A 22,446-nucleotide genomic window follows, 5' to 3' on the forward strand; every position below is an offset into this window, starting at 1 on the left:
AACAATCAGTGCCAAAAAGAAAAGCACATCACAAACTGTCACCGTCAATCGTGACCCTCGTGCGATCGCCGCGACAGAACCGTTCAAGAACAGCAGGATAAAGAGCATGCTCGACAGGTAACAGTCGTGCGGCCAATGTATCGGCTGTGTCTGTTGACCTGACGGTAATTTGGCCCTGCCCCAGAATAGGACCGTCATCCAAATCACCCGTCACCTCGTGAACCGAACAGCCGTGTATGCTGTCACGGGCATCCAGTACGCGCTGGTGGGTGTGCAACCCCTTGTACTTAGGCAGCAACGACGGGTGGATGTTCAGCGCCCGACCAGCCCAGTTTTCCATAAACGAGGGCGTCAGAATACGCATGAATCCAGCAAGACAAATGATGTCAGGCTGCGCCTGCTTCAGTGTTTCTTGCAACGCGACCTCGAACACCGCGCGATCACCCACAAATGGTTTGTGATCGACGGCAGCCGTGGCAATCCCCATGTCCCGAGCTTTCGCCAAGCCACCTGCAGTAGGGTCGTTAGAGACAACCAAGACGGGACGCGCGGGATTATCCCCAGTCATCGATTGGGCCAGCGCCACCATGTTCGAGCCGCCGCCAGAAATTAAAATGGCGACGCGATTTGTCATGACAATGTGCCGGAATACCGCACACCTGCGCCCGCAGTGATCATGCCGATCTGCGACACGTCGTGGCCTGCGTCTTCAAAGATGCTTGTGGCGCTCGCGACTTGGTCTTCTGGCACGACGGCAACCATACCAATACCGGAATTAAAGGTCTTGAGCATTTCAACTTGGTCCAAGCCACCTCGGGCGGCCAACCACCCAAAGACCGGCGGCATTGTCCATGCGTCCAGATTGATATCCGCACCCAGCCCAGCGGACAGAACACGTGGTAGGTTCTCGGTCAAACCACCGCCGGTGATATGGGCCAAGGCGCGGATCATGCCGCCCTCGCGGATCGCCGCGAAAGCACCTTTTACATATAGCGTCGTTGGCGCAAGCAGCGCCTCGCCCAACGTGCCCTCACCAAAGGGCGACGCGTCACCCCAGCCCAAACCGGACCGTTCGACAATCGCACGCACCAGCGAGTACCCGTTGGAATGCACACCGTTCGATGCAAGACCCAGCAGGATATCGCCCTCGGCGACACCGCTTGGCAAATCTGCGCCACGCTCCATCGCGCCAACGCTAAAGCCCGCGAGGTCAAAGTCACCTTCGGGATACATGCCCGGCATTTCAGCTGTTTCGCCACCGATCAACGCACAGCCAGACAGTTCGCAGCCTTTTGCAATACCGTTGATAATGCGTGTTGCAGCATCCAGCTCTAGCTTGCCAGTCGCAAAGTAGTCAAGAAAGAACAGAGGTTCAGCACCCTGACACACCAGATCATTGACGCACATTGCAACGAGATCGATGCCAACGCCGTCAACCACACCCGTATCAATCGCAATCCGCAGTTTGGTTCCAACGCCGTCGGTGGCAGCAACCAAAATAGGATCTGTGAACCCAGCACCTTTGAGATCAAAGAGAGCGCCAAAGCCACCAAGGCCCGCCATCACACCGGGGCGATTTGTCCGCTTCGCCGCAGGTTTGATCCGGTCAATCAGCGCATTTCCTGCGTCGATGTCTACACCCGCATCCGCGTAGGTCAGTCCAGTTTTATCGCTCATATCGGCCCCCAAGCTGTGTTGGCCCTGCCCCTAGCGCAATCTGCGCCGCATCGCAACGCGCCACGCCGATTAACTGGGTTATGCCGCCACCTTTTGAGCCTGCCGCGCACCAAGACCGAAGAAGAGCCGCGGAGCCAACACATAGATCAACGCCACAACGACACCGACAATCAACAGCATGGACAAACCTATCCCAAAGAAAATTCCGCCCGAGGCCAATACCACCAGACCCGCCAGAATGCAGCCGACGACCATATTCAGTGCGACGAATACGGCCGCATAGCGCCATGCTTCACCCTGTTCCGGCGCGCGTCCAGCCAGCTTGAAAAACTGTTGGCCTGCGTCCATTGCGGGCACGATCACCACGACAATCCCCGTTCCAGCACTGATCTGGTAGTTCAGAAGATACTCGAGCGCGACACTCACCGCAAAGACCACCACAATCAGCAGCAACATCATCCAAACAAATCGAAACAAGATGGGGCTGGCAAAAGGCATAAGAACTCTCCAAGAATATTCGGTTCTGCGTAACCTCGCCACAGTTGTTTATCGACCGTGGCTTGACCCCAAGTCGCGACAACGGCACGTTGGCCCCACTGGGGGAATACGACATGGATTTTGCACGCGAGCTGTTCGACAGCTTCTTTGGCCTCGGCACGGTAACATCGCCAATCTATCTGTTCGTATGCGTGGCCATTGCCTTTTTGATTTACCAAACTCGAAACGAAGACGACGGCTTTGTCGCGTGGCTGGTGCCGCGTCACATCTGGACCCATCGGTCGACTGGTCTCGATCTGGTACTCTTTGCCATCGGCCGCGTCATGTCAGCCCTCGGCCTTGTCACCCGCTTTACTGTGACCCCGCTTTTCGCGGCAATGTTCGCAGACCATCTACCGTGGAATGCCATCGACGGTGCCAACCTTTCCCCTATCGCACTGGGGTTCATTTTTTGGATTGCTAGTGATTTTTCGGTCTACTGGGTCCACCGCGCCCACCACCAAATCAAAACGATCTGGCCCCTTCATGCGGTCCATCACAGTGCAGAAGTCATGACGCCCTTTACCGCCTACCGCCAACACCCACTGGGGCTTTTGGTGATTGCCGCGATCCAAACCATGATCATGGGCATTGTTTTGGGTATCCTCATCGGTAGCTTGAACCCAGATGCCACCACGGCCCAGATCTTTGGCGTCAATGCCTTTACTATTGTTGCGATCTTGCTGATGTCAAATTTTCACCATGCCCATATCAACATCAGCTATGGACCGGTCCTCGAGCGTATCTTTATCTCGCCGACGATGCACCGCGTGCATCACAGCACTGACCCCGCGCACTACAACAAGAACTACGGCAGTTTTCTTGCAATTTGGGATTGGATGTTCGGGACGCTCTACGTGACCAAAGGGAACGAAAACCTAACCTTGGGCCTGACAACAAAAGACGACGCGCCATTGATGACGCATCGCCTTGGACCTGTCCTGATCGATCCTGTACGTCGGATGTTTCGCCCGACGCGCTAGGATTTTAGAACTTCATGATGACGTCGCCCTTCGAGGCGTCGTCAGTCTGTGGTGCATCAACACCGCGCGACGATGCGCGATTGCCGAAACCACCATTGAGCAGCAAAATAGCGCCCAACATAACCAGCAAGACTGCTCCGCCATTCACACCGCCACCAGAAGACACTTCTGGTTCACTAATAACTGCCGATATACCCGCAAAAGCCGTACCCGCGGATGTAGCCAACAAACTCGTCAAAGATACTGTCTTTAAAAATTTCATGCCTGAACCCTCCTCTAAATTTACGATTCGCTTCTGGTAATATGTTTTCGGCGAAATTTCGTCACCTCAGTGGGAAAAACATCCCAATCTTGTGCCGTTTCGACGGATCGCGCGGCCTCGGCGCAACAGTTTTCAACCCCTGCGGGAACCTAAAAACTCTCTTCCGCAAAAACAGGTCCCAACCCCATCAAATCGACAATGTGCCAAACCGCTGCCGCCGTGGCTTGACCTCTGGGGCCAGTGTGCATACCAAACGCTCGTGGCGGGCCTGTAGCTCAATTGGTTAGAGCAGAGCGCTCATAACGCTTTGGTTGCGGGTTCAAGTCCTGCCGGGCCTACCATCCCCCAATTTTCCGCCATATTTTTCTGGTGTTTCAGGTAATTTGTGTCCCACGAATTATTCACTGTGGGACACATTCTCAAAATCTATCCGCGACATCTTCTCAATTGCCTTCGCTGCCAAACCCGCTCTTTCGATTCCTTTGGTGTAAACTTCGGACGTCTTGGCCTCTGTGTGCGCCATCAAGCACATGATCTCATATTGAGTTGCTCCGGCCGCAGCCAAGAGGTTGAGCCTCCCCCTTTGAAGTGGTCCGCCCCTATAGTTAGGAAAGAGGAGGACCAGAGATGGCGATTAAGAGACCCAAGCCCGAAGAGATAGTCGTGCAGTTACGGCAGGTTGAAGTTCTGAAGGCCCATGATCTTATCACCAGCCCTGCGTTCATCGTCATCAAGGCAGCCAGTGAGTTCAAAGATAAAACAACTGCTATCAATTAGCTTTGGCAGACCGACTTCACCTACATCAAGGTATTGGGCTGGGGCTGGTTCTATCTCAGTACGGTCCTCGACGATTACAGCCGCTATATCGTCTCCTGGAAGCTCTGCACTAACATGCGGGCTGAAGACGTGACGGACACACTGGACCTCGCTCTTCGGGCATCTGGTTGCGATCAGGTGCATATCGTCCACAAGCCACGCCTGCTGAGTGATAACGGATCAAGCTACGTCTCAGGGGATCTGGCGGAATGGTTGCAGGACAAAGGCATGAAGCACTCGCGCGGTGCGCCATATCATCCGCAAACTCAAGGCAAGATCGAGCGGTGGCATCAAACCCTCAAGAACCGCATCCTGCTGGAAAACTACTTTCTAACGGGTGATCTCGAAGCCCAGATAGAAGCCTTCGTCCATCACTAGAATCATCAACGCTATCACGAGAGCATCAACAACGTCACACCGGCCGACGTCTACTTTGGCCGAGACAAAGCCATTCTACAGCAACGTGAAAGGATCAAACGAATGACACTCGAAGCGCGACGCTTGCATCACCGCCAGCACGCCGCATAATCAAACCAACCAGATGAGCCAAACTCTCTCTTAGCTTAGGCCGCCATTGGTTCCAAAAACCCTGACGACGGACAGCACTATATTCTGCAGACAGTCTTTGCAGCGTATGATGCGGAACCGCTTACAATCACTCTTCTACAAACATGGATAGTCCTTTTGGTTCTCTGGCAGTGAAATCTTTTGGTGCAGCATTTTAGGTACCTTCTGGTACGATTAGGTAATCAGCATGTTGTGTGCTAAGCTCTTTCTACCAACAACAAGGAGTAGTAAGATGATTGAAGCTAGTGGCGGAGTGATTAATTTTATAGCGATCTTAATCCCCACACTCATGTCTTTGTATTATGGGTTTAGATGCCTGTTCCAGACTGATGCTGCGATTGCTGAGTGGGGCATTGGTGCAGCGTCCGAGAACATGGTTAAGATATGTGGATGTTACGCTCTAAGTCAGGGCGTATTGTATGCGATTATCCTGTTCACCTCACCAGCAGGTGCTTGGGAACTTTTTGCTTTCTCAACGATCTGGGCGGCTTTGTTTTTATACTTTAGCTATACAACCAAGAATAGCGCATGGGCTGAGATAGAAGGGGTAAATCCTACTAATGAGCCAATCATAGTTAGCGGGATTATACTTGTCGTTCACTTATACATCATGTCAGCGATGAGCGGAATAATATACGCATAACTGACCAAGATAGCATCATCCTGAATTCTAAATGCGCTGGGCGATCACTAAGTTTAGATATGGCGAAAGTTGTGACTTTACTTGAGGACCAGAGAACTAACACCCTTTGGAGCAAACTATTCAGTGTCTGACGTCAGCGCTTATGGGTCCAAATTCGATATGCTTCACAAACTCATAATGACGCTATGCATCGTAGCGATAGTCCAACCGTGTTCTGCAGAGCAATCCAGGATTACAGCGTATGACAGAGAAGAGTTCGGACGCTGGATAGACCGTGACAGCGATTGCCTAAACACGCGGCATGAGTTGCTGGCCGCGCTGACTACTGGAGCATTGTCATATTCAGATAATGGTTGTCGGGTTCTGCGTGGTCGTTGGATTGACCCCTATACTGACACTATTTTTATGGATGCGAGTGATCTTGACGTGGATCATTTGGTACCCCTGCATTGGGCTTGGCAGAGAGGGGCGTGGAGTTGGAGCCGCGAACATCGAGTAGCATTTGCGAATGACCCCATAAACCTAATTGCTGTTGATGACGCCACCAATCGCTCAAAAGGCGCTAATGGGCCACTCGATTGGTTGCCTCCAAATGACGCTTACCAGTGTCAATACGTTCTTCGTTTTTGGCGGGTGTCCCGAATGTACAATCTTGAGATCGGCGACGATGAGCAAATGGCACTAGCGGAACAGCGTGAGAAGGTTTGTAGCTAGCACGACGAATGCTAATAATCGACATGGTTGGAACCTAAGTGGAGGTTTAGGCGCCGTACGCCGCTAACACGGCAGCTATACCTGCAGCGGTTACCCCACCCGATGTCGACCAAAGCACCTGTCCATTGCGGCGCACAACCAAAACGCGGATTGTGCCACGCCCTGAAAACCCGAGCGGAGTGTTCACCAGTTTCGGACTTTCATAAAGCGTGATGGTCCGTGCTCGCAAAGCTGGGTCAACAATTCCGGACCGCATCCCGTTATCAACGATAGGCCGGATCAGGCGGGCGCCGACACCGACGACTGGAATTTCCACAAATTCTGCCCCAATTGACGGGTCAAGTCCAAGCGCACGCACCCAGCCATCCACAAGGGGTTGCTGGTTCTGTTTGTAGGCAATGAAGACAATTGTCGTCTCTCCCGGAAACCCTTGAGGCAGCGTCGCACTGCGTCCATTCAGATCGTCAGCAGTTACAGTGGGAAACACGCCCTGCGCTGTGGCAGATGCTGTGCTTATTAAAAAAGCTAGGAGGGCAAAGGCTAAACAGCGCATCCAGAAATTTCTCATTTTGAGGCTAGACGTTGGCAAGAACCTTGGCGATCAAACGTGTCTGACACACTATCTAGTAAAAACATGGTCCAGAATAGCCGCCTGAAAGTGGCCCACCATCTGGGATAGTTTTGTCCCCCAAATTGGAGGATCAGCGATGCACACCTCCGCTGCCTAAACTAGCGCCTAAGCTGAAATTTTCGACCACCAACCGAGTGTGACTGCAAATTTAAAGCTTGTCGGCCAGCCACCACAGAGGCGTTGGTTCAATTGTCTTAGTCACATGAATCTGGCGCAATCGATCAATTAACTTCTCTTGCAAGTCACCTTGTGCAGAATGAAATGGGCTGGTGAGTTCAACAATGTCCGGCGATGGGTTTCTAAATTCGGCAGTCCAACTAGCCAAGTGAAACAGAATAGGCACGAAAGCTATTCCAGCCTCAGAGAGAAAATAAAGTTTCTTCTGTGCATGATCGTCCGATTTTTGGACATTCAACAGGTCCAGCTGCACCATGTACTGCAGGCGTGACGAAAGCGATGCTGAAGAAATTCCTTCACGATTATTTTTTAAAATCTCGTTGAAGCCACGCCTGTCAAACAACGCTATGTCGCGAATAATTACCGGAACCCATTTATCAACTAGAAGATGCCCCGCCAGGCCAATCGGGCACATCTCCTTTTCTACAATATTTATGTCTATCATATTAGCCCCCAAACCACTTTGATATACAGACTAGATTGCCAATCCGCACGGTGTCAACGTTGAAGGCATAGCCTTAAGAGCCACCTATCTGATGCAGCTACTGATTTGACTGATCAGCTAATGCTAACGTTTTTACTAGCTCGAATTGCGAATGTCGCATTTTATGCTTTTGGGATCTCTTGGCTCCGAAACGCTGCTCGGGTAACGGCCCTCTTATGCACCGCTTTGCTGTATGGGGGCTTAGTCCGTTAAATAAGTTAACAGTACATAGCTCAGAAAATCAAGTGAGCGGCTAACGACGCGGGAGTACCAGTCATGATAGTAAGACTAACTCAGGATTTATCTCATGGGTTCCAACCTTGGAAAGATATGTTCTACGAGAATGAGGCAACGTTAAATGCGCTTGGAGCGACTCTTGTTTTCGCCGGAACTGAGAAAGATAATGATAACAAGTTAACAGTCATAATCGATTTTGAATCTATCGAAGCTATGAAAGCTTTTGGTGGCCACGAGGAACTCAAGGAAAAAAGAGCCGCCGCAGGCGCTATTTTGGAAACTACAGTGATAACACAGATGAGTGGAGAGTCTTTCACTCGATGACGCATCGACTAATTGGGATAAACTAAATAGCGATCGTTTGCATTATTTTACCCCAAATTGCTCGTTTAAAGACAAAATAAGGAGTATAATCATGCCAATTGAAGTTAAAAACTTTGCAACACAGGCAGACGAAGCCAAGGAAATGCCCAACGCCCAGATGAAGGCAGTAAACGTTCTGGGTCAGCGTGTAATGAAGCTGACACTGGCACCAGACTGGAAATGGTCCACTGATATTAAACCGATAGTTGGGACCCCCAGCTGTCAAGCAACACACACCGGTATTATTGTTGAAGGTACGATCCATTGCGTCTGTGATGATGGTTCCGAAGCAACTTATTCTGCTGGTGACGCTTACGCCATTTCGCCTAATCACGATGCTTGGTGTGTCGGTGGTAATCGTGCCGTTGTTTACGAATTTGCAGGGATGTGGGGAGAATAGAGATGTCGCTGTATGAAAAAATTAAGTCTGCGCAGGATTCCAAAGATATTGATATGTATTTGACCTGTTTGCATAAAGACTTTGTGTTTGTCCGCCATCAATCAGGTACTGAAGTTAGTAAGGCAGATTGGACTCCAACGGTTACTCAAATGATGCAAAGCGATGCTCTACAGTTCCATGATCAGAGATGCCTTTATGAAAATGATGAAATCATGGTTGAGCATTCGGTCATGAAATTTCCAGATGGGACATCTGAAGCTGTGATGGTGGTTAATCACATAAAAGATGGGAAAATAATTCGCGTCGAAACTGGTGCGACACCACTCAAATAATTTGGCCGCACTTATTCGAGACAAGATGCAACAATAATTAAGGGAGAATCAAAATGGTGGAAAGTTTTGGTGGAAGCTTAAACTTTATAGTTTGGACCGTTCTTTTAATAGGTGCGCTCTATTACAGCTACAGATGCCTGTTCCAAACAAAAGCATTCGTTGATCAATATGGATTTGGTGATAGCGCAATTTTCATGACACGTTTTGCTGGTACTCAAGTAGGTGCATCAGCGATAATTTCGCTCGCATTACTGTTTGTTGGACCGCAAGGTGCTTGGGCATTTGTGGCATGGGGATGGACGCAATCTTTACTGGCTTCGATATTTGGGTACCAGACTGTGAATGGCGAATGGGCGAACGTGGAAGGCGTCAAGGCGACAGCCGAGGGTTACATAGCCCCAATCGTTTTCCTAATCTTGAACAGCTTATTACTCTTGAACATGGGTGATATCCTCTACGGCTAACCTCAGTCATATACTGTACGTATGTACAGACTCTCGGGACACTTCCTTTCATTGATTTTCTGAGGAATTTCAATGCCGCTTTGTGATCCCAGCGTTGGTCACGTAGCTTTCAAGCACCTCGCCCCCATGATCAACGGCGCGCCACAAGTAGTGCGTTTCACCGTTGATCTTCACAACAACCTCATCGAGGTGCCACCGCCAGTTCGAGTAGGCCGCATCCAGCTTACACTGTTTTTGCGGATCTCAGATGCGAACAGTGGGCCAAATCTGTTCCACAAGAACCGAACCGTTTCGTGACTAGTGTCGATGCCGCATACGTGATGCAAATCCTCAACAATCCGCAGCGAAAGCGGAAACCGCACATAGATCATAACGGCTAAACAGATGATCTCGGGGCTCGTCTTGAAGTACTTGAATGGCCCATCTTTTTGTCATGAGCTGGCGTTAGGAGACCGCCTTGCTCGCCTCAAGCCGATTTGCTCTGACAGTGCCTCAAACCTGCTTTATCACACCTTCATCCACTCAAATAAGCGGTTCGTTGCGCGATTCCATTTTTCAACATCGCTGCCGCAAATCTTAACGCTACCGCCACATACATACAGACTTTGGGCATCGATTTTTCGCTGAAATTGCATTCAGGGAAACCGCATAGCCATGCAGCGCTGCCAATGTAGTCTCATGTACTTGATTTGCGTTGGCCATATTAGGTTGGGGCTTACCGGCCGCGTCTGTATTTTTTAGGACCGAACAGGCAGGAAGCTTTTCGGCCGCTTTGGCGCACCTTGCGGCGCGGGCAGCTTCCTCCCTTTGCGCAAGCGCCGCTTCATTGTTGCGCGCGATGTGGGCCTGTTTGGCAAACTCTTTTGCAGCAAAAAACTTGTTTTTCGCTTCCTGATTCGTTGGCTGAGGGCGGTTCGCAGTACGGATTGCGTCGCTTGCCTGCTGTTCTCTTCGGTCGTTCGCGGACTTACGGGCGACGCTTTGGCGTTCTGTTTTCGTCCAAACCCGGCTTCGATTGCCCTTTTTCCGGCGGTCCAAGCCGCGGTTCGCAGCGCGGCGGTCTGCAAAAGGTTTATGGTCGCGCAGTGCATAAAATGCTTCGTTGACGGCCACCAAAGCCTCACAGGCCACAGACTTTTCTTGATCTTTGGCAAGGTCAGGATGCAGAGTTTTGACCTTGCGACGCCACGCTTGACGGATGGAAACAAGATCATCGGTGGTACATACACCCAGAGTGTCAAAGATTGAGAGTTTGCGCCGCATCAGGAACCTCGGGTAAGTTATTTAAACTATAATTGGGATAAGTCTAAAATTGCATCGAACCAAGCATTTCCTGAAAAAGCGGTTAATAAAGGGCTCTCATACGGACGATCAGTTGGGCTTTAGAGGCCATTTCTTGGTGCTGTCAGACAAATGCGAACTCGCCTCTGCCAGGACAGTGACGCTGCGCATTATGCCGCACAGAGATCGCGCCATTCAGCAAGAGCGGCGGTTCTGTTGAGCTTGAAATTGGCGCGTGAGTAGTGGTGACGTTCCTGGTTGAAATGATTGTAAACGGAGGCGTGAACGGAGACGAATTTCTGTAAACTACGCATATGACGAAATCGCAGCATTGCCCGTTCTTTTCGTCGAAACGGCAAGTGTGAATTCTCTGCTCGATTGTTGAGCCAGCGGCCGGTTTCTTGTCTGTCAGCATTGCCGATGACCTTCATCGCGGCACCGTAAGACCGCAGTAGGTCGGTCACGATGATTTCGGGTTTGCCGCAACGCTTCATTGTTTTGCTGAGGAATTTCAAAGCTGCTTTGCGGTCACGGCGCTTTGTCACATAGCCTTCCAGAACTTCGCCCTCATGGTCGACTGCCCGCCAGAAGGTAGTGCGTCTCACCGTTGATCTTCACAAACACTTCGTCCAAATGCCATTGCCAATTCGAATGTGCCCGTAACTGTTGGACGCGCCGTTTGCGTATTTCAGCGGCGAACGTCGGGCCAAATCTATCCCACCAAAACCGAACTGTCTCATGGCTAATATCAATATCGCGTTCGTCAAAAATGCACAGTGACAGCGGAAATCGAACGTACAGCATTACCGGTAGGCCAATGATCTCTGGGGTGGTCTTAAAATAGCGAAATGGGGAGCGTTTTGTCATCACAAAACGCTAAACCGCCGCCCTGCCCGCCTCAACCAGTTTTCTTCTGACAACACCACCAGCAGTAATACAGGCTCTCTGAAATGCCCTCACGGCGGCAAAAAACCGCGATGCTTTCCTTGCCACGCAGACCGGCCAAAACAATGCGGATCTTCTCCTCAGATGAACAGGTTTGGCGCGTCTTACGGCGGATGTTCTCGACCACCTTGTCGGCAGCATCTTTCGATGTAGTCGGCTTCTGCGTCATCTCGATCTCCGAATCGATAAGATGAACCAGAAAACCTCCCTTGTTCAAATCCTCAAATCTGTCCAACGCCTGCTGACGTCAGGCACCTGCTCACTTCAAGCTGGTTTCTTCTGACAACACCGCTTGAACGGCTTGCATCTTTATTCGCGCACTGTAAAAACGGCGTCGCGCATGCCCGCACCCTTCCTCATCAGTCAAAGCTAAAACCCATGACGATTTCGATCCGCCAGAAACTTTTGACGGGACACGCCCGCATCCTGCAAAAACCCCTTCTGTCGCTATTGTCGTCGCCGCGCATGTTGCGCTCAAGCGCCAACCTCAATGCGACGATACTCCATGCCAAGGCCCGCACGGCCCAGTTTGAAGAGGTCTCGAACGATTCCGCCCTCGTACGGGTCCGTGCCGGCCAACAGAAGGCGCAGGGCGCAATCCTCTATCTGCACGGCGGCGGCTTCATTCTGGGCGGATTGCATGGCTATCGGGCACTGACCGCAACGCTGGCCGCAAAGGCGGCCATGCCGGTCTATTTCCTTGAATACGCCAAAGCGCCAGAGCACCCCTATCCAACGGCGATCAATCAGGCCGAGGACGCTTTTACCAATCTGACCGCAACCTATGGCGCCGGATCCATAAGAATTATGGGCGACAGCGCTGGCGGCGGGCTGGCCCTAGCGCTGTTGCATCGTCTGATCGCAAAGCAGAGCGCCCTGCCCCAAGCGCTTGCGCTGTTTTCGCCTTTGACAAACCTCGCCACCGAACTGCCATCTTTCAAGAACAACAAGCGCAGTGACGCACTCTTGTCCCCAGCCTTCGTGCGCCGTGGCAATGCTGCCTACACAGCCGGTTTGAATGCGAAAAACCCTGAAATTTCGCCTCTTTTTGGACATTTTGAAGGGGCGCCAAAGATCCAGATACAGGCCGATCGCTCCGAGATTCTCTATGATCAGAGCGTTGCGATGGCCGCACATCTCAAGGCTCAAAGCGTTGCCGTGGAGCTTTGCGAAACGGATGGGTTGTTCCATTGTTATCAAATGTATACTGGCCGCACGCCAGAGGCGGATCACTCGCTTGAATTAGCGGCAACATTTCTGGTAGCATAGGTTGCCCGCATTGCGGCGAATGCTGCGCCGGCTATGCCCCGCGCCAGCAAGCTCTTCTTCCCATTGACCCGATCACGGCCAAACGATTTATGGACCTGTCGCGGTTTGATGCCGCTCCTTTGATAGCATTTACTGCAACAAAGGAGATTGACTATGGGACAGAAACGGACGGACGAATTCCGCCATGATGCGGTGCGTATCGCGCGGACCAGTGGGCTAACGCGTAAGCAGGTGGCTGATGATTTGGGTGTCGGGATGTCGACGCTGAACAAATGGATCACAGCGCACCGAGATACAGATGTAGTTTCGAAAGAGGATTTGAGCCTCGCCCAAGAGAATGACCGGCTCCGGCGCGAGAACCGCATTCTCAAGGAGGAGAGGGAGATCTTAAAAAAAGCAACGCAGTTCTTCGCGAGCCAAAAGCCATGAGGTTCAGGTTCATTGAAGAACACGCGGGGACTTTCGAAACGGCGCGTCTTTGCAAGGTCATGGATGTCAGTTCACGTGGTTTACATGCGTTCCGCAATCGACCGGCCAGTCGCAGACGGCGGTCTGATTTGGTCACGCTGGCCCACATCAAGGAGCAGTCCCGTCTCAGTCTGGGCAGTTATGGCCGGCCACGCATGACCGAAGAACTGAAAGAGATCGGCTTGGATATCGGTCACCGTCGTGTCGGACGTTTGATGCGTCAGAACGGCATATCTGTTGTGAGAACGCGCAAACACAAGGTCACAACCGACAGCGATCACAAGTTCAACATTGCCCCGAACCTGTTGGATCGCGACTTCAACGCCGACAAGCCCAATCAAAAATGGGCTGGCGATATCAGCTATGTCTGGACACGCGAGGGGTGGCTTTATTTCGCGGTGATCCTGGACCTGCATTCCCGTCGTGTCATTGGATGGGCTGTAAGCAACCGGATGAAACGTGACCTGGCGATCCGGGCGTTGAAAATGGCAATCGCGTTCCGACAACCACCCAAGGACTGCATTCATCACACGGATCTCGGGTCGCAATATTGTTCGCACGACTACCAGAAGATCCTGCGCCAGAACGTGTTCAAGGTGTCGATGAGCGGCAAGGGTAACTGCTATGACAACGCGGCAGTCGAAACCTTCTTCAAAACGATCAAGTCAGAACTGATTTGGCGGCATTCATGGGAAACACGGCGGAAGGCAGAGATGGCGATCTTTGAATACATTAACGGGTTCTACAATCCGCGCCGCCGACACTCAACATTAGGCTGGAAAAGCCCGGTCGCTTTTGAACGGAAGGCGGCTTAAACGAGCACTTGGGGCGGCACAAAAGCGTGACAGGTCCAAGATGCTACGTTTATGGTGGTGTCCGACGAATTCGAACTTGTCTCTACGAGGAGAGTGATGCTGCGATCTATGCCACGCAGAGATCGCGCCACTCGGCAAGAGCGGCGGCGCGGATGAGCTTAAAGTGATGTCTGCCAGAGAGGCTGCGTTCCTGTTTAAATTGGTTGAAAACGGAAGCGTCGATGGAGACGAATTTCTGCAAGGTTCGCATGCCCCGGAACCGCTGCATGGCTCGCTCTCTTCGTCGAAACAGCAGACGGGAATTTTCTGCTCGACTGTTCAGCCCGCGACCAGTTTCCTGCCTTTCGGCATTACCGATGACTTTCAGAGCAACACCGTATGATCTCATTTTGTCGGTCACGATGATCTCTGGTTGGCCGTAGCGTTTCATTGACTTTCTGAGGAATTTCAATGCCAAACTCATACTTTCGGTCTTCGACATTGCGAAGCGAAAGCGGAAAACGCAGATCCATTTCCACAGCCAGACGGATGATTTCGCGAGACATCTTTAAAAACTTGAATGGGTCGTGTCTTTTCACCTGGCGACGCTAGGCGCCCGCCGTGCCTCTCTCGACCGATTTTCTTCTAACAACGCCCCTCATGTGCGTAAAATGCCATCTAAAGCGGTATCAACGTGGCTTGCAAACCTATTCTGGGTCAAGCCGAACCAGTCGCGTAAGACTGTGTGATACATAGTTCGATAGTCCAACGTAAATTCCATATCTCCATCACTAAGATTGCCTAGGTCTGGGTGTACACCCCAAATCCCACCGCTCAATCCACCACTCATCAAGAAATGCGGCGCTGCAGTACCGTGATCTGTACCCATTGAAGCATTCTCAACAGCGCGACGGCCGAATTCGCTATAGGTCATGACAAGTGTATTCTCCCAGTGACCTGACTGTATCAAGGCTTGGCGCAGGCCCTCAAGCCCCCTGCCCAAATCTCCTAGCAGGTCGCGGTGGCGCCAAGGCTGAGATTCGTGTGTGTCAAACCCGTCAAGCTTCATTTTTAAGACTGGTGCGTCAATGCCTGCATCGATGAGCTGTGCCGCCATGGCGGCCTGGCGCCCGAAGTCACCAGCATCGATCCGGAATGAGGAACTACGCGGGAGGCGTTCAACCTTAGCCGAAATTCTTGACATCGCAGTGTTTAGACTGTGGCCTCGGTCGAGGAGCATTGCCAGCGCCGGGTTATTCCCTCCAGATATGGTAGGTGTTTGCTCGCGCTGACCAGCCAGTGTCGCGAATTGGTTGAGAGAAGTCATCGACAGCCAGAGCCCCGATGATGCGGCGAACACCCCCATGCCACCGTCCAAGCTAATCCCGTGCGCGTCCACCTCGGCTGCGTCGCGCATGTCCATAATGTCTTCGGTGAGCCAGCCGTTTACACCACTTTGAGAGCCGTCACCGCCAGTCTCCCATATAGCGATAGATTTGAAGTGGGATCGGTTTTGACCAGGGTAACCTAAGCCCTGAATGATAGCGAGGTCTCCTGCCTCCCAGGCATCGCCAAGGGGAATAAGCGCCGTGTGCAGCGCTAGGTTAGAAGTGAGCGTGAACCGCTCGTTCTTCCGTAAGTATATATTGGGGCGGATTTCACGATACCGCTCATCTCGATAGGGAACTACAGTGTTCAGGCCATCGTTTGCGCCAGACAATTCAACCAGAATTACTCTTCGTCCGCTCGACTGGGCTGCTTTTGCCAAATTGAGGGGTGCTAAGGGAATAGCAAGGCCGGCGAGGAGGGATTGAAGAATTTGACGCCTTTTCACTGCAGTGCCTCACTTTAGTTGATACAATGGGTGTTGAAAAATATCTGTTGATATGCGGATTTGGGGCATTTCAGCTCCGACTTCCGAGGTTAAAAAATATTGCGCAGGCAGCTCCACCGTTGATAAATCATCAATGTAGTTTCGCGCCTCATCGGCAGGCATACCTGCAACGATCGGAGGTGTTCTACTAGCCGACTCTGACATCATAGACATTATCATTGACATGGAATTTTGATCGATCTGATTGCTGCTCAGTTGCCAGCCTCCGGAGGCCGCGTTCTGCGCATAGCGACTTCGTGGCAAGGCTTCCTCCATCCGCGCAAACCACTCAGACCAGGTGTCATATTCCACTTGTCCATTGCGTTGACGCCAATTTCGCCCCTGCATGGATTGACGCAACAGGTCGGGCATGGCCATCCAGAGCGATGACACAAACGCGCGCTGTTCATCCGTTAATGCATTCCACTGACGCCGCTCGTCACCCCATTCGCGCCCAATCAGAACGAAATTCATCTCACAGCAACCCGTATCTCGGTTGACATAGGCCGCGGACGGCATCGATGCACCAAGGCAGTTAGGATAACAATCGTGTTCCCAGATCTTAAGGAGTAAGCGCTGACCCGCGTCACGCGTGTTATTGCGGACAAGCTCGATTTTCATCGCCTCGGCACCGACGGCACCGAGGCGTGGTGCCAGTAAGCCAAGACCGAATGACACCCAGTCGTCGCTCCCGCGCATTTCCTCGGCCCATTCAAAGGCGACGCGGTCAATTAGCAGCTGGTCGCTGGTGCGAACTAAAGCCGGTTGCGTTTCCCCGGTTACGTATTCGGTAAGTGTCACGTGTCCGCCACAGTAGAGGCGGCCAGGCTCCCGGTCTGCGTTAGCGGATGTGCAATTGGTCCGTTGCTCACCAGAGGAAACAGGGTAGAGGCGGCCGTCATACGACAGCCAGTCAACATAAAGGTTACGGTCCCCACCGTCGGAGCCACCAACCCCACAACACCTATCATTCAAGAAGGAGATACGAAATGCGTCTGGCTTTATTTCTCGTGGAACCAGAATTTCTGTTTCACGCCATGGGAGATCAGTCTCCATCACCCGCCCGTAGCGCTCAGTATCAATACCACCTTCGACGACGACTACTGGGCTCACCCAGTCAGAACGAAGAACGCCTTCATTATTTTCCTGCATGACTGACACGTGGAAGTGCGGGGGGCCCTTAAAATTTTCTGCGGCATATCGCACGCGTATGGAGCCGTAATTCATTTCTTTATTAGCAGGCATCGACACCTCATCAGAGCCTGTCATCATCTGATCGGGGGGCGGTGCCTCCTCTCCATGAGAGTTTACCATATAGTCACTCAAACGGCTGATAATATCGTAACGCAGGAGGAGTCGCGACGGCGTCAGCCAATCACCAGCACCAGGCCAGCCCGCCACGTTGGGCGGTTCGAATAAGTTTTGGCCAAGCGCGGTCAGCTGGTTGGGCAGCGATTCAACCTCACCCAATGGCAAGCCTTGCGACCGCACCGAACCAATTAAAAGATCGACGGGGCTCTTCACGATCGTTCCGCGATTTTCGGCAGCCCAGAAGGAGCCAGAAGCGAGCAGATTACGCAGGAGCGTCTTAACGTCATAATCCGTATCACGAAATGCATGCGCAACAGAGGCTATCTGAGCCTCATCATAATGGAATTCTGACACATAGGCCGTCCAAAACTTGCGGGTTATGAATGTCGCAACCTCAGGCTGATCTAGTAAAATGTCAGCTACGTCTTCTGCACGCCACCGCCCCGTGCGGCCAAAAATCGTTTTACGGCCTGTGTCGTGGTCCCAAGGACTGAATTGGAATTCCATACGCCCCATACGGGTATAACCGTATCCTGTAAGAGCGCGTGCGACCTCTTTTACTGTCTCCTCATCATAATTCCCCTCGCCGAGAACAAATAACTCCATTAGTTCCCTGGCGAGGTTCTCGTTGGGCTGCTCTTCTCGGCTACGGTCGTTATCAAGGTAATTAAGCATCGCGGGGTCGTGCAGGATTGCTGTCACGAGGGTGCGAAAGTTTTGGTGGCCAAGGTCGCGAAACAGCTGGTGCTGTAGGTACATCGCATGGCTCTCTTCTTGAATGGCGGAATAGGCCGTTACGAAATGATTGTGCCAAAACAGGATTAGGCGCTCAGCTTGCGGCCGGCCCGTTGCGACCATTTCATCAACCCACCAATGCCGTAATTGATTCAACTCTCGATCACGCGCCATACGGAAGCTCGACCGCTCTTCCTCATCATAATCCCAACGCATCCAATAATTCGGAAACTGATCACTTTTGACCCAAACAGGTTGCGGTAATAACGGCGCACCCGCCCCAAGCCCAGAAATGATTTTACTGATCGCTTGACTACGAGAAAGACCGACCAACTCGTCTATCTCCGCTGGGTGAGCACCGATGCCAGTGCGCTCAAGCAAGTGCCGAGCATCATCCACACTCATTACCACCTGCAGGTGAGGCGTGTCGGCCTCAATTGTCTCATTACGCAAGTTGAAGGCTCTAACTAGACCATCAAACACAGCGTCCGAGAGATTGTCTGAATCGACGATGGGTGCTTCCACACTGAATTCCTCTACGAACTCAGACAGCGCCGAATTCGTAAGCATGCCCCAATAGCCATCTAACGGCCCCGGATCGTAGCCCGCGAGGGCTAACGCGCGCTGCACCCGCAGCACATCTTGGTCTTGAGCTTGGGCAGGCAAGCCGAGTAAGGCCGTCTTCAACACGACAATCCACAGAAGCCGACTAACCCAATTCGTAACTCCAACGAGCGCTGCCATACTCCAACCGCATATGAAAAATTATCAAGTCAGAGCTTAATCTTATTTACTGCGGAAGCAAGTATACTGGTTTTTTGCACGACTCCGAAGATGGTGATGCTCCAGCTAACCCCAGACGGATTTCGCCCGCAAGTCCAGTGACGGGTAACTGCGGGACGCGCCATTTGCGAATTTCAGCGGCGAGCATCGGGCCAAATCTGTTCCACCAGAAACGGCCCGCTTCATGGCTGATATCGATGCCGCGTTCGTGCAGCAGATCCTCCACATTTCGAAGCGAAAGTGGATACGCACATAAATCATCACCACCAGACGGATGATTTCGGGAGAAGTTTTGAAGCAGCGAAATGAGGAGCGTTTTGTCATGGCAGAACGCTAAACCGCCGCCCGGCACGTCTCTCGCCGGTTTCTTCTGACAACACCGCCTCGCCTTTTGGCGCGGCGGATTTGACCGCTGCATGCGCAGTCTGGCTCGGTGCTCCTTAGTGTCATACTATCAAGCGGAAGGCACCACATCTATGTGCAAATTCAAAACTCTTGCCACAGCAGCCGCTGTTGCACTCACCGCGACCACCAGCTTTGCAGCGGGGCACGCCAGCAGCTGGACGCTGGACGGGTCATTGTCGAACGTCTCATTTGGATCGATCAAGAACGACTATATCGGTGAAAGCCACAGTTTTGGCGATGTATCAGGCACGGTTTCTGTTGAAGGCGCCGTAGAAATCACACTTGGGTTGGCATCGGTTGAGACAATGATCGACATCCGCAACGAACGTTTGGGCCAATTTGTCTTTCAGAACGCTCTCTCTGCTACCCTTACGGCCGCGCTTGAGATGGACGCGCTCAATGCGCTTGAAACCGGTGGCGCGACAACCGTCGAAGCCTACGGCACGCTGAACCACTTGGGGTTGGACACCGATGTCGATGCCACATTCTTTGTGATGCGTCTCACTGACAGCCAAGTACTGGTCACCACCAACGGAATGGCGATGCTCAGCACCGAAGACGCCGGCCTCGATGACGGCATCGATGACGGCATCGACAAGCTTCAGGAACTGGCCAACCTCGACAGCATCACACGGGTCAGCCCTGTGACGATGCGCCTTGTGTTTAACGCGGATTAACGAGTGGGGTCAGGGCTGCCGCTATGTCGCACTGACCAGTTATTCCGGTCGGCCTTTTCGGTCGACCGGACCACCATGGGACCTACCGTGCCAACACTAGATCAGCACGCAATCCACCCAAGGCGTCACTATGATCTAGCCGCAAAAGCCCACCATGGCCCCGCGCAATATCGGACGTAACAGCAAGCCCTAGACCAACGCCGCCGCCCAAATCCTGATTGCGCGACGGATCAAGACGTGTGAACGCGCGCCTCGCCTCTTCTCGTTGATCATCAGGAATGCCAGGGCCATCATCATCTACCGAAATCACCAACGCACGTTCGCCCAGCGACATGGAAACAACGGCGCGGCTGCCGTAGCGCACGGCGTTGCCAATCAGATTGTCTACCGCTCGGCGCACGGCGATTGGCCCCAACCGTACGATTGCACCTTCTTGGACCGCGCCCAGTGTCACATTCATCCGCGCCCGCTTGGCCCCTTCTACACAGGCACGCAGCAATTCAGCAGGATCCACTTCTTCACGGGCGACATCTGCATCGCCTCGCGCAAAGTCCAAAAATCCGTCTAGCATCCGCTGCATGTCCTCGACGTCTCGCACCAGCGGCTCCGCTTCGGCCTCGTCCATCAAAGACAGCCCCAGACGCAGACGTGTCAGCGGCGTGCGCAGGTCGTGGCTCACCCCTGACAGCATCATAGTACGCTGCTGGGTTTGTCGTTCGATCCGGTTGCGCATATCCAAAAACGCATTGCCTGCCGCGCGCACTTCGTTCGCACCCGACGGGCGGTAATCCACGATCCGACCCTTGCCGTATTCCGCCGCCGCCCCAGCCATTCTTTTGATCGGCCGCAGCTGGTTGCGCAAAAACACATAGGACACACAGGTCATCAACACGCCCAAGACAACCATCAAAACAAGCAACTGATGCGGGTTCGACGCAGAAACGCGACGGCGATCAAATTCTACGGACATCAAACCTTTGGTGGTTTGGATAACAACGTAGACCCGTTTGCGTTCGCGCATATCGACCCACGCCAACCCATCCAAATCAGACCGCATCGTGCGGATCACAGCGCGCCCCGACAGATCGTAGAACGACCGACCATCCACCCCAAGGGCCGCAAATTTTTCTATCGCAGCGTCAATCTGAAGCGGTTCGGCCAGTGCTGCCATCACCTCTTGGGCGGCGATTGCATCCTCGGACGCATCTACCTGATCTCGAAGATAGGCGAGCTCTAGTATAACGGCGCGTGTCATCTGTTCGGTCACCCCATCATAGTGCCGCTGAATAAAAACAACCGACACGGCCAGTTGCACCGTGACAACCGGCAACAACAGGATCAATGCGGCCCGACCATACAGGCTGCGCGGCATATAGTTTTTGAGCCATCCAAACATATGTGACAGGCTAGCCCGACCACCTGACGAGGGAAAGCACGAACCATGACCACCCCGATCATCCAGCTCGCGCCCGATTTGCGGATGCTGCGCTGTAACAACCCCTCGCCTATGACGTATACAGGGACCAACACGTATCTCTTGGGGCACCGCAATATCGCTGTGATTGACCCTGGTCCGGACAATCCCGATCACTTGGGCGCCATCTTGGACGCGCTGACACAGGATCAACAAATCACCCACATCATTATCACGCACAGTCATCTCGACCATTCACCCAACGCGGCACCATTGTCCGACCGAACCGGTGCGCCGATCTATGCCTTTGGCGACAGCCACACGGGCCGTAGCACTATCATGACACAACTGGCTGACAGCGGGCTTGCAGGTGGGGGCGAAGGGGTCGATGCCTCTTTTGCACCGGATCACTGCCTTGCCGATCAGGACCAAATCCAAACCCCCGAATGGACACTGACCGCGCTGCATACTCCGGGGCATTTTGGCAATCACATCTGCCTTGAATGGGGGCGGCACTTGTTTTGCGGTGATCACGTCATGGGATGGGCCAGCAGCCTTGTGTCGCCACCAGATGGCGATCTCACTGACTTTATGGCGTCGTGCGCCAAACTGCGCGCACGCCCGCACCGTATCTATCATCCGGGCCACGGGGACCCGATCATGAATCCGGTAGAGCGGCTAGATTGGCTCACAACGCATCGCCTTAATCGCGAAGCACAGATTCTTGCCAGCCTCGAGACGGAGCCTGCGGCGGCTCGCGATCTCGCCGCGCGTATCTATACGGATGTCGACCCCATGCTGCTGCCCGCAGCCGCACGAAACGTGTTTGCGCACCTCATTGATCTCAAACAGAAAAATCAAGTGGATCAAACAGGTCCCCTCGCCTTTGACAGTGTTTTTCACTGCATTTCGTAGAGCTGCAAAAAACTTTGCACATTTGTGACAAAAGCCTCTGGACGGCTCCCCAAACCCCCGCTAAAAGCAGCCTCGGTATTCCGGCGTAGCTCAGCGGTAGAGCAGTTGACTGTTAATCAATTGGTCGTAGGTTCGATCCCTACCGCCGGAGCCATACTAACTCTTGATTCTTATGCTAGAACAAGAGGTTAGTGAAATGAGCATCCAGAGATATGAATTAAAGGCTATCGTAGAAGAATACGTAGACCTCAAGTCTTTGAATCCTAAGCCATTATTTGAGACACTTGAG

21 protein-coding genes, 2 tRNA genes and 6 pseudogenes are annotated in these 22,446 nt (G+C 52.7%); 14 read left to right on the forward strand and 15 right to left on the reverse strand.

Annotated features, from left to right (window positions below; all coding sequences use genetic code 11):
* Nucleotides 1-28: 28 nt before the first annotated feature.
* The 3 genes from purN to TR2A62_RS04050 form a co-directional block, all read right to left on the reverse strand.
* Complete coding sequence (gene purN / locus TR2A62_RS04040; protein WP_009160222.1) at nucleotides 29-634, reverse strand: phosphoribosylglycinamide formyltransferase; 606 nt, start codon at nucleotides 632-634, stop codon at nucleotides 29-31.
* The gene (gene purM, locus TR2A62_RS04045; protein ID WP_009160310.1) at nucleotides 631-1,677 is read right to left on the reverse strand and encodes a phosphoribosylformylglycinamidine cyclo-ligase; all 1,047 of its coding nucleotides are present in this window, start codon (nucleotides 1,675-1,677) and stop codon (nucleotides 631-633) included. Before purM ends, purN begins: the two co-directional genes overlap by 4 nt.
* 78 nt (nucleotides 1,678-1,755) lie before the next feature.
* Entirely contained in the window at nucleotides 1,756-2,175 is a 420-nt protein-coding gene (locus tag TR2A62_RS04050) for an ABZJ_00895 family protein (RefSeq protein ID WP_009159510.1), read from the reverse strand.
* 113 nt (nucleotides 2,176-2,288) lie between these two features.
* Between TR2A62_RS04050 and TR2A62_RS04055 the strand changes: the two genes are divergently transcribed.
* Nucleotides 2,289-3,197, forward strand: coding sequence for a sterol desaturase family protein (locus TR2A62_RS04055; RefSeq protein ID WP_150103556.1), 909 nt, complete (start codon nucleotides 2,289-2,291; stop codon nucleotides 3,195-3,197).
* A gap of 4 nt (nucleotides 3,198-3,201) precedes the next feature.
* Here the strand turns inward: TR2A62_RS04055 and TR2A62_RS04060 are convergent, their stop codons facing one another.
* Nucleotides 3,202-3,459, reverse strand: coding sequence for a hypothetical protein (locus tag TR2A62_RS04060; protein ID WP_009158950.1), 258 nt, complete (start codon nucleotides 3,457-3,459; stop codon nucleotides 3,202-3,204).
* 264 nt (nucleotides 3,460-3,723) lie between these two features.
* On the opposite strand from TR2A62_RS04060, the gene TR2A62_RS04065 reads away from it, so the two are divergent.
* From TR2A62_RS04065 to TR2A62_RS19485, 4 genes and pseudogenes are all read left to right on the forward strand, one after another.
* A tRNA-Ile gene (locus tag TR2A62_RS04065) sits at nucleotides 3,724-3,800 on the forward strand.
* 340 nt (nucleotides 3,801-4,140) lie between these two features.
* A pseudogene (locus TR2A62_RS04070) lies at nucleotides 4,141-4,803 on the forward strand (transposase); the annotation flags it as partial.
* A gap of 271 nt (nucleotides 4,804-5,074) precedes the next feature.
* Nucleotides 5,075-5,485 (forward strand): hypothetical protein, encoded by a 411-nt coding sequence (locus TR2A62_RS04075; RefSeq protein ID WP_040820178.1) that lies wholly within the window; start codon nucleotides 5,075-5,077, stop codon nucleotides 5,483-5,485.
* A gap of 177 nt (nucleotides 5,486-5,662) precedes the next feature.
* Complete coding sequence (locus TR2A62_RS19485; RefSeq protein WP_223296150.1) at nucleotides 5,663-6,199, forward strand: HNH endonuclease family protein; 537 nt, start codon at nucleotides 5,663-5,665, stop codon at nucleotides 6,197-6,199.
* Between the two features lie 46 nt (nucleotides 6,200-6,245).
* Here the strand turns inward: TR2A62_RS19485 and TR2A62_RS04085 are convergent, their stop codons facing one another.
* Nucleotides 6,246-6,686, reverse strand: a complete 441-nt coding sequence (locus tag TR2A62_RS04085) for a hypothetical protein (RefSeq protein WP_150103451.1) — start codon at nucleotides 6,684-6,686, stop codon at nucleotides 6,246-6,248.
* Nucleotides 6,687-6,978: 292 nt separating this feature from the next.
* Complete coding sequence (locus TR2A62_RS17510; protein ID WP_223296069.1) at nucleotides 6,979-7,452, reverse strand: helix-turn-helix domain-containing protein; 474 nt, start codon at nucleotides 7,450-7,452, stop codon at nucleotides 6,979-6,981.
* 315 nt (nucleotides 7,453-7,767) lie between these two features.
* Between TR2A62_RS17510 and TR2A62_RS04095 the strand changes: the two genes are divergently transcribed.
* The 4 genes from TR2A62_RS04095 (at nucleotide 7,768) to TR2A62_RS04110 (ending at nucleotide 9,287) form a co-directional block, all read left to right on the forward strand.
* Nucleotides 7,768-8,052 (forward strand): DUF3764 family protein, encoded by a 285-nt coding sequence (locus TR2A62_RS04095; protein WP_040820181.1) that lies wholly within the window; start codon nucleotides 7,768-7,770, stop codon nucleotides 8,050-8,052.
* A gap of 91 nt (nucleotides 8,053-8,143) precedes the next feature.
* Entirely contained in the window at nucleotides 8,144-8,491 is a 348-nt protein-coding gene (locus TR2A62_RS04100; RefSeq protein WP_009158881.1) for a cupin domain-containing protein, read from the forward strand.
* Between the two features lie 2 nt (nucleotides 8,492-8,493).
* On the forward strand, nucleotides 8,494-8,823 hold the full coding sequence (locus TR2A62_RS04105) for a nuclear transport factor 2 family protein (protein WP_040820184.1): 330 nt from the start codon (nucleotides 8,494-8,496) through the stop codon (nucleotides 8,821-8,823).
* 53 nt (nucleotides 8,824-8,876) lie between these two features.
* Nucleotides 8,877-9,287, forward strand: a complete 411-nt coding sequence (locus TR2A62_RS04110) for a hypothetical protein (protein WP_009160600.1) — start codon at nucleotides 8,877-8,879, stop codon at nucleotides 9,285-9,287.
* A gap of 46 nt (nucleotides 9,288-9,333) precedes the next feature.
* On the opposite strand, the pseudogene TR2A62_RS18005 reads toward TR2A62_RS04110, so the two are convergent.
* From TR2A62_RS18005 to TR2A62_RS04135, 4 genes and pseudogenes are all read right to left on the reverse strand, one after another.
* Nucleotides 9,334-9,676 (reverse strand): annotated as a pseudogene (locus TR2A62_RS18005) (DDE-type integrase/transposase/recombinase); the annotation flags it as partial.
* Nucleotides 9,677-9,869: 193 nt separating this feature from the next.
* Nucleotides 9,870-10,550 carry a J domain-containing protein gene (locus TR2A62_RS04120; RefSeq protein ID WP_009158346.1) on the reverse strand — a complete coding sequence of 227 codons (681 nt, stop codon included), beginning with the start codon at nucleotides 10,548-10,550 and terminating at the stop codon, nucleotides 9,870-9,872.
* Nucleotides 10,551-10,738: 188 nt separating this feature from the next.
* Nucleotides 10,739-11,435: pseudogene (locus TR2A62_RS18010) on the reverse strand (IS6 family transposase).
* Nucleotides 11,436-11,493: 58 nt separating this feature from the next.
* A pseudogene (locus TR2A62_RS04135) lies at nucleotides 11,494-11,682 on the reverse strand (IS3 family transposase); the annotation flags it as partial.
* A 209-nt stretch (nucleotides 11,683-11,891) separates the two neighbouring features.
* On the opposite strand from TR2A62_RS04135, the gene TR2A62_RS04140 reads away from it, so the two are divergent.
* Nucleotides 11,892-12,782: an alpha/beta hydrolase fold domain-containing protein gene (locus TR2A62_RS04140; RefSeq protein WP_009157931.1), complete on the forward strand. Its 891-nt coding sequence runs from the start codon at nucleotides 11,892-11,894 to the stop codon at nucleotides 12,780-12,782.
* A 153-nt stretch (nucleotides 12,783-12,935) separates the two neighbouring features.
* Nucleotides 12,936-14,065, forward strand: a protein-coding gene (locus TR2A62_RS04150; RefSeq protein WP_150103452.1) for an IS3 family transposase whose coding sequence is annotated in 2 segments (ribosomal slippage) — nucleotides 12,936-13,167 and nucleotides 13,167-14,065 — 1,131 coding nt in all. Because the reading frame shifts where the segments join, the coding sequence is not laid out codon by codon here.
* Between the two features lie 106 nt (nucleotides 14,066-14,171).
* Here TR2A62_RS04150 and TR2A62_RS04155 read toward each other — a convergent pair.
* The 4 genes and pseudogenes from TR2A62_RS04155 to TR2A62_RS18380 all read right to left on the reverse strand — a co-directional run.
* Nucleotides 14,172-14,522 (reverse strand): annotated as a pseudogene (locus TR2A62_RS04155) (DDE-type integrase/transposase/recombinase); the annotation flags it as partial.
* Between the two features lie 180 nt (nucleotides 14,523-14,702).
* Entirely contained in the window at nucleotides 14,703-15,812 is a 1,110-nt protein-coding gene (locus TR2A62_RS04160) for a DUF1501 domain-containing protein (protein WP_223296070.1), read from the reverse strand.
* Between the two features lie 75 nt (nucleotides 15,813-15,887).
* Nucleotides 15,888-18,707, reverse strand: coding sequence for a DUF1800 family protein (locus tag TR2A62_RS17515; protein ID WP_009158867.1), 2,820 nt, complete (start codon nucleotides 18,705-18,707; stop codon nucleotides 15,888-15,890).
* Between the two features lie 145 nt (nucleotides 18,708-18,852).
* Nucleotides 18,853-19,070 (reverse strand): annotated as a pseudogene (locus TR2A62_RS18380) (IS6 family transposase); the annotation flags it as partial.
* Nucleotides 19,071-19,222: 152 nt separating this feature from the next.
* On the opposite strand from TR2A62_RS18380, the gene TR2A62_RS04170 reads away from it, so the two are divergent.
* Entirely contained in the window at nucleotides 19,223-19,828 is a 606-nt protein-coding gene (locus TR2A62_RS04170; protein WP_009159947.1) for a YceI family protein, read from the forward strand.
* Between the two features lie 82 nt (nucleotides 19,829-19,910).
* Here the strand turns inward: TR2A62_RS04170 and TR2A62_RS04175 are convergent, their stop codons facing one another.
* Complete coding sequence (locus tag TR2A62_RS04175; protein ID WP_009157338.1) at nucleotides 19,911-21,224, reverse strand: ATP-binding protein; 1,314 nt, start codon at nucleotides 21,222-21,224, stop codon at nucleotides 19,911-19,913.
* 45 nt (nucleotides 21,225-21,269) lie between these two features.
* Between TR2A62_RS04175 and TR2A62_RS04180 the strand changes: the two genes are divergently transcribed.
* Nucleotides 21,270-22,157, forward strand: coding sequence for an MBL fold metallo-hydrolase (locus TR2A62_RS04180; RefSeq protein WP_009158333.1), 888 nt, complete (start codon nucleotides 21,270-21,272; stop codon nucleotides 22,155-22,157).
* Between the two features lie 79 nt (nucleotides 22,158-22,236).
* A tRNA-Asn gene (locus TR2A62_RS04185) sits at nucleotides 22,237-22,311 on the forward strand.
* Nucleotides 22,312-22,446: the final 135 nt, after the last annotated feature.

Origin of the sequence: Thalassobium sp. R2A62 (assembly GCF_000161835.1) — a bacterium.
Lineage (GTDB): Bacteria > Pseudomonadota > Alphaproteobacteria > Rhodobacterales > Rhodobacteraceae > Thalassobium.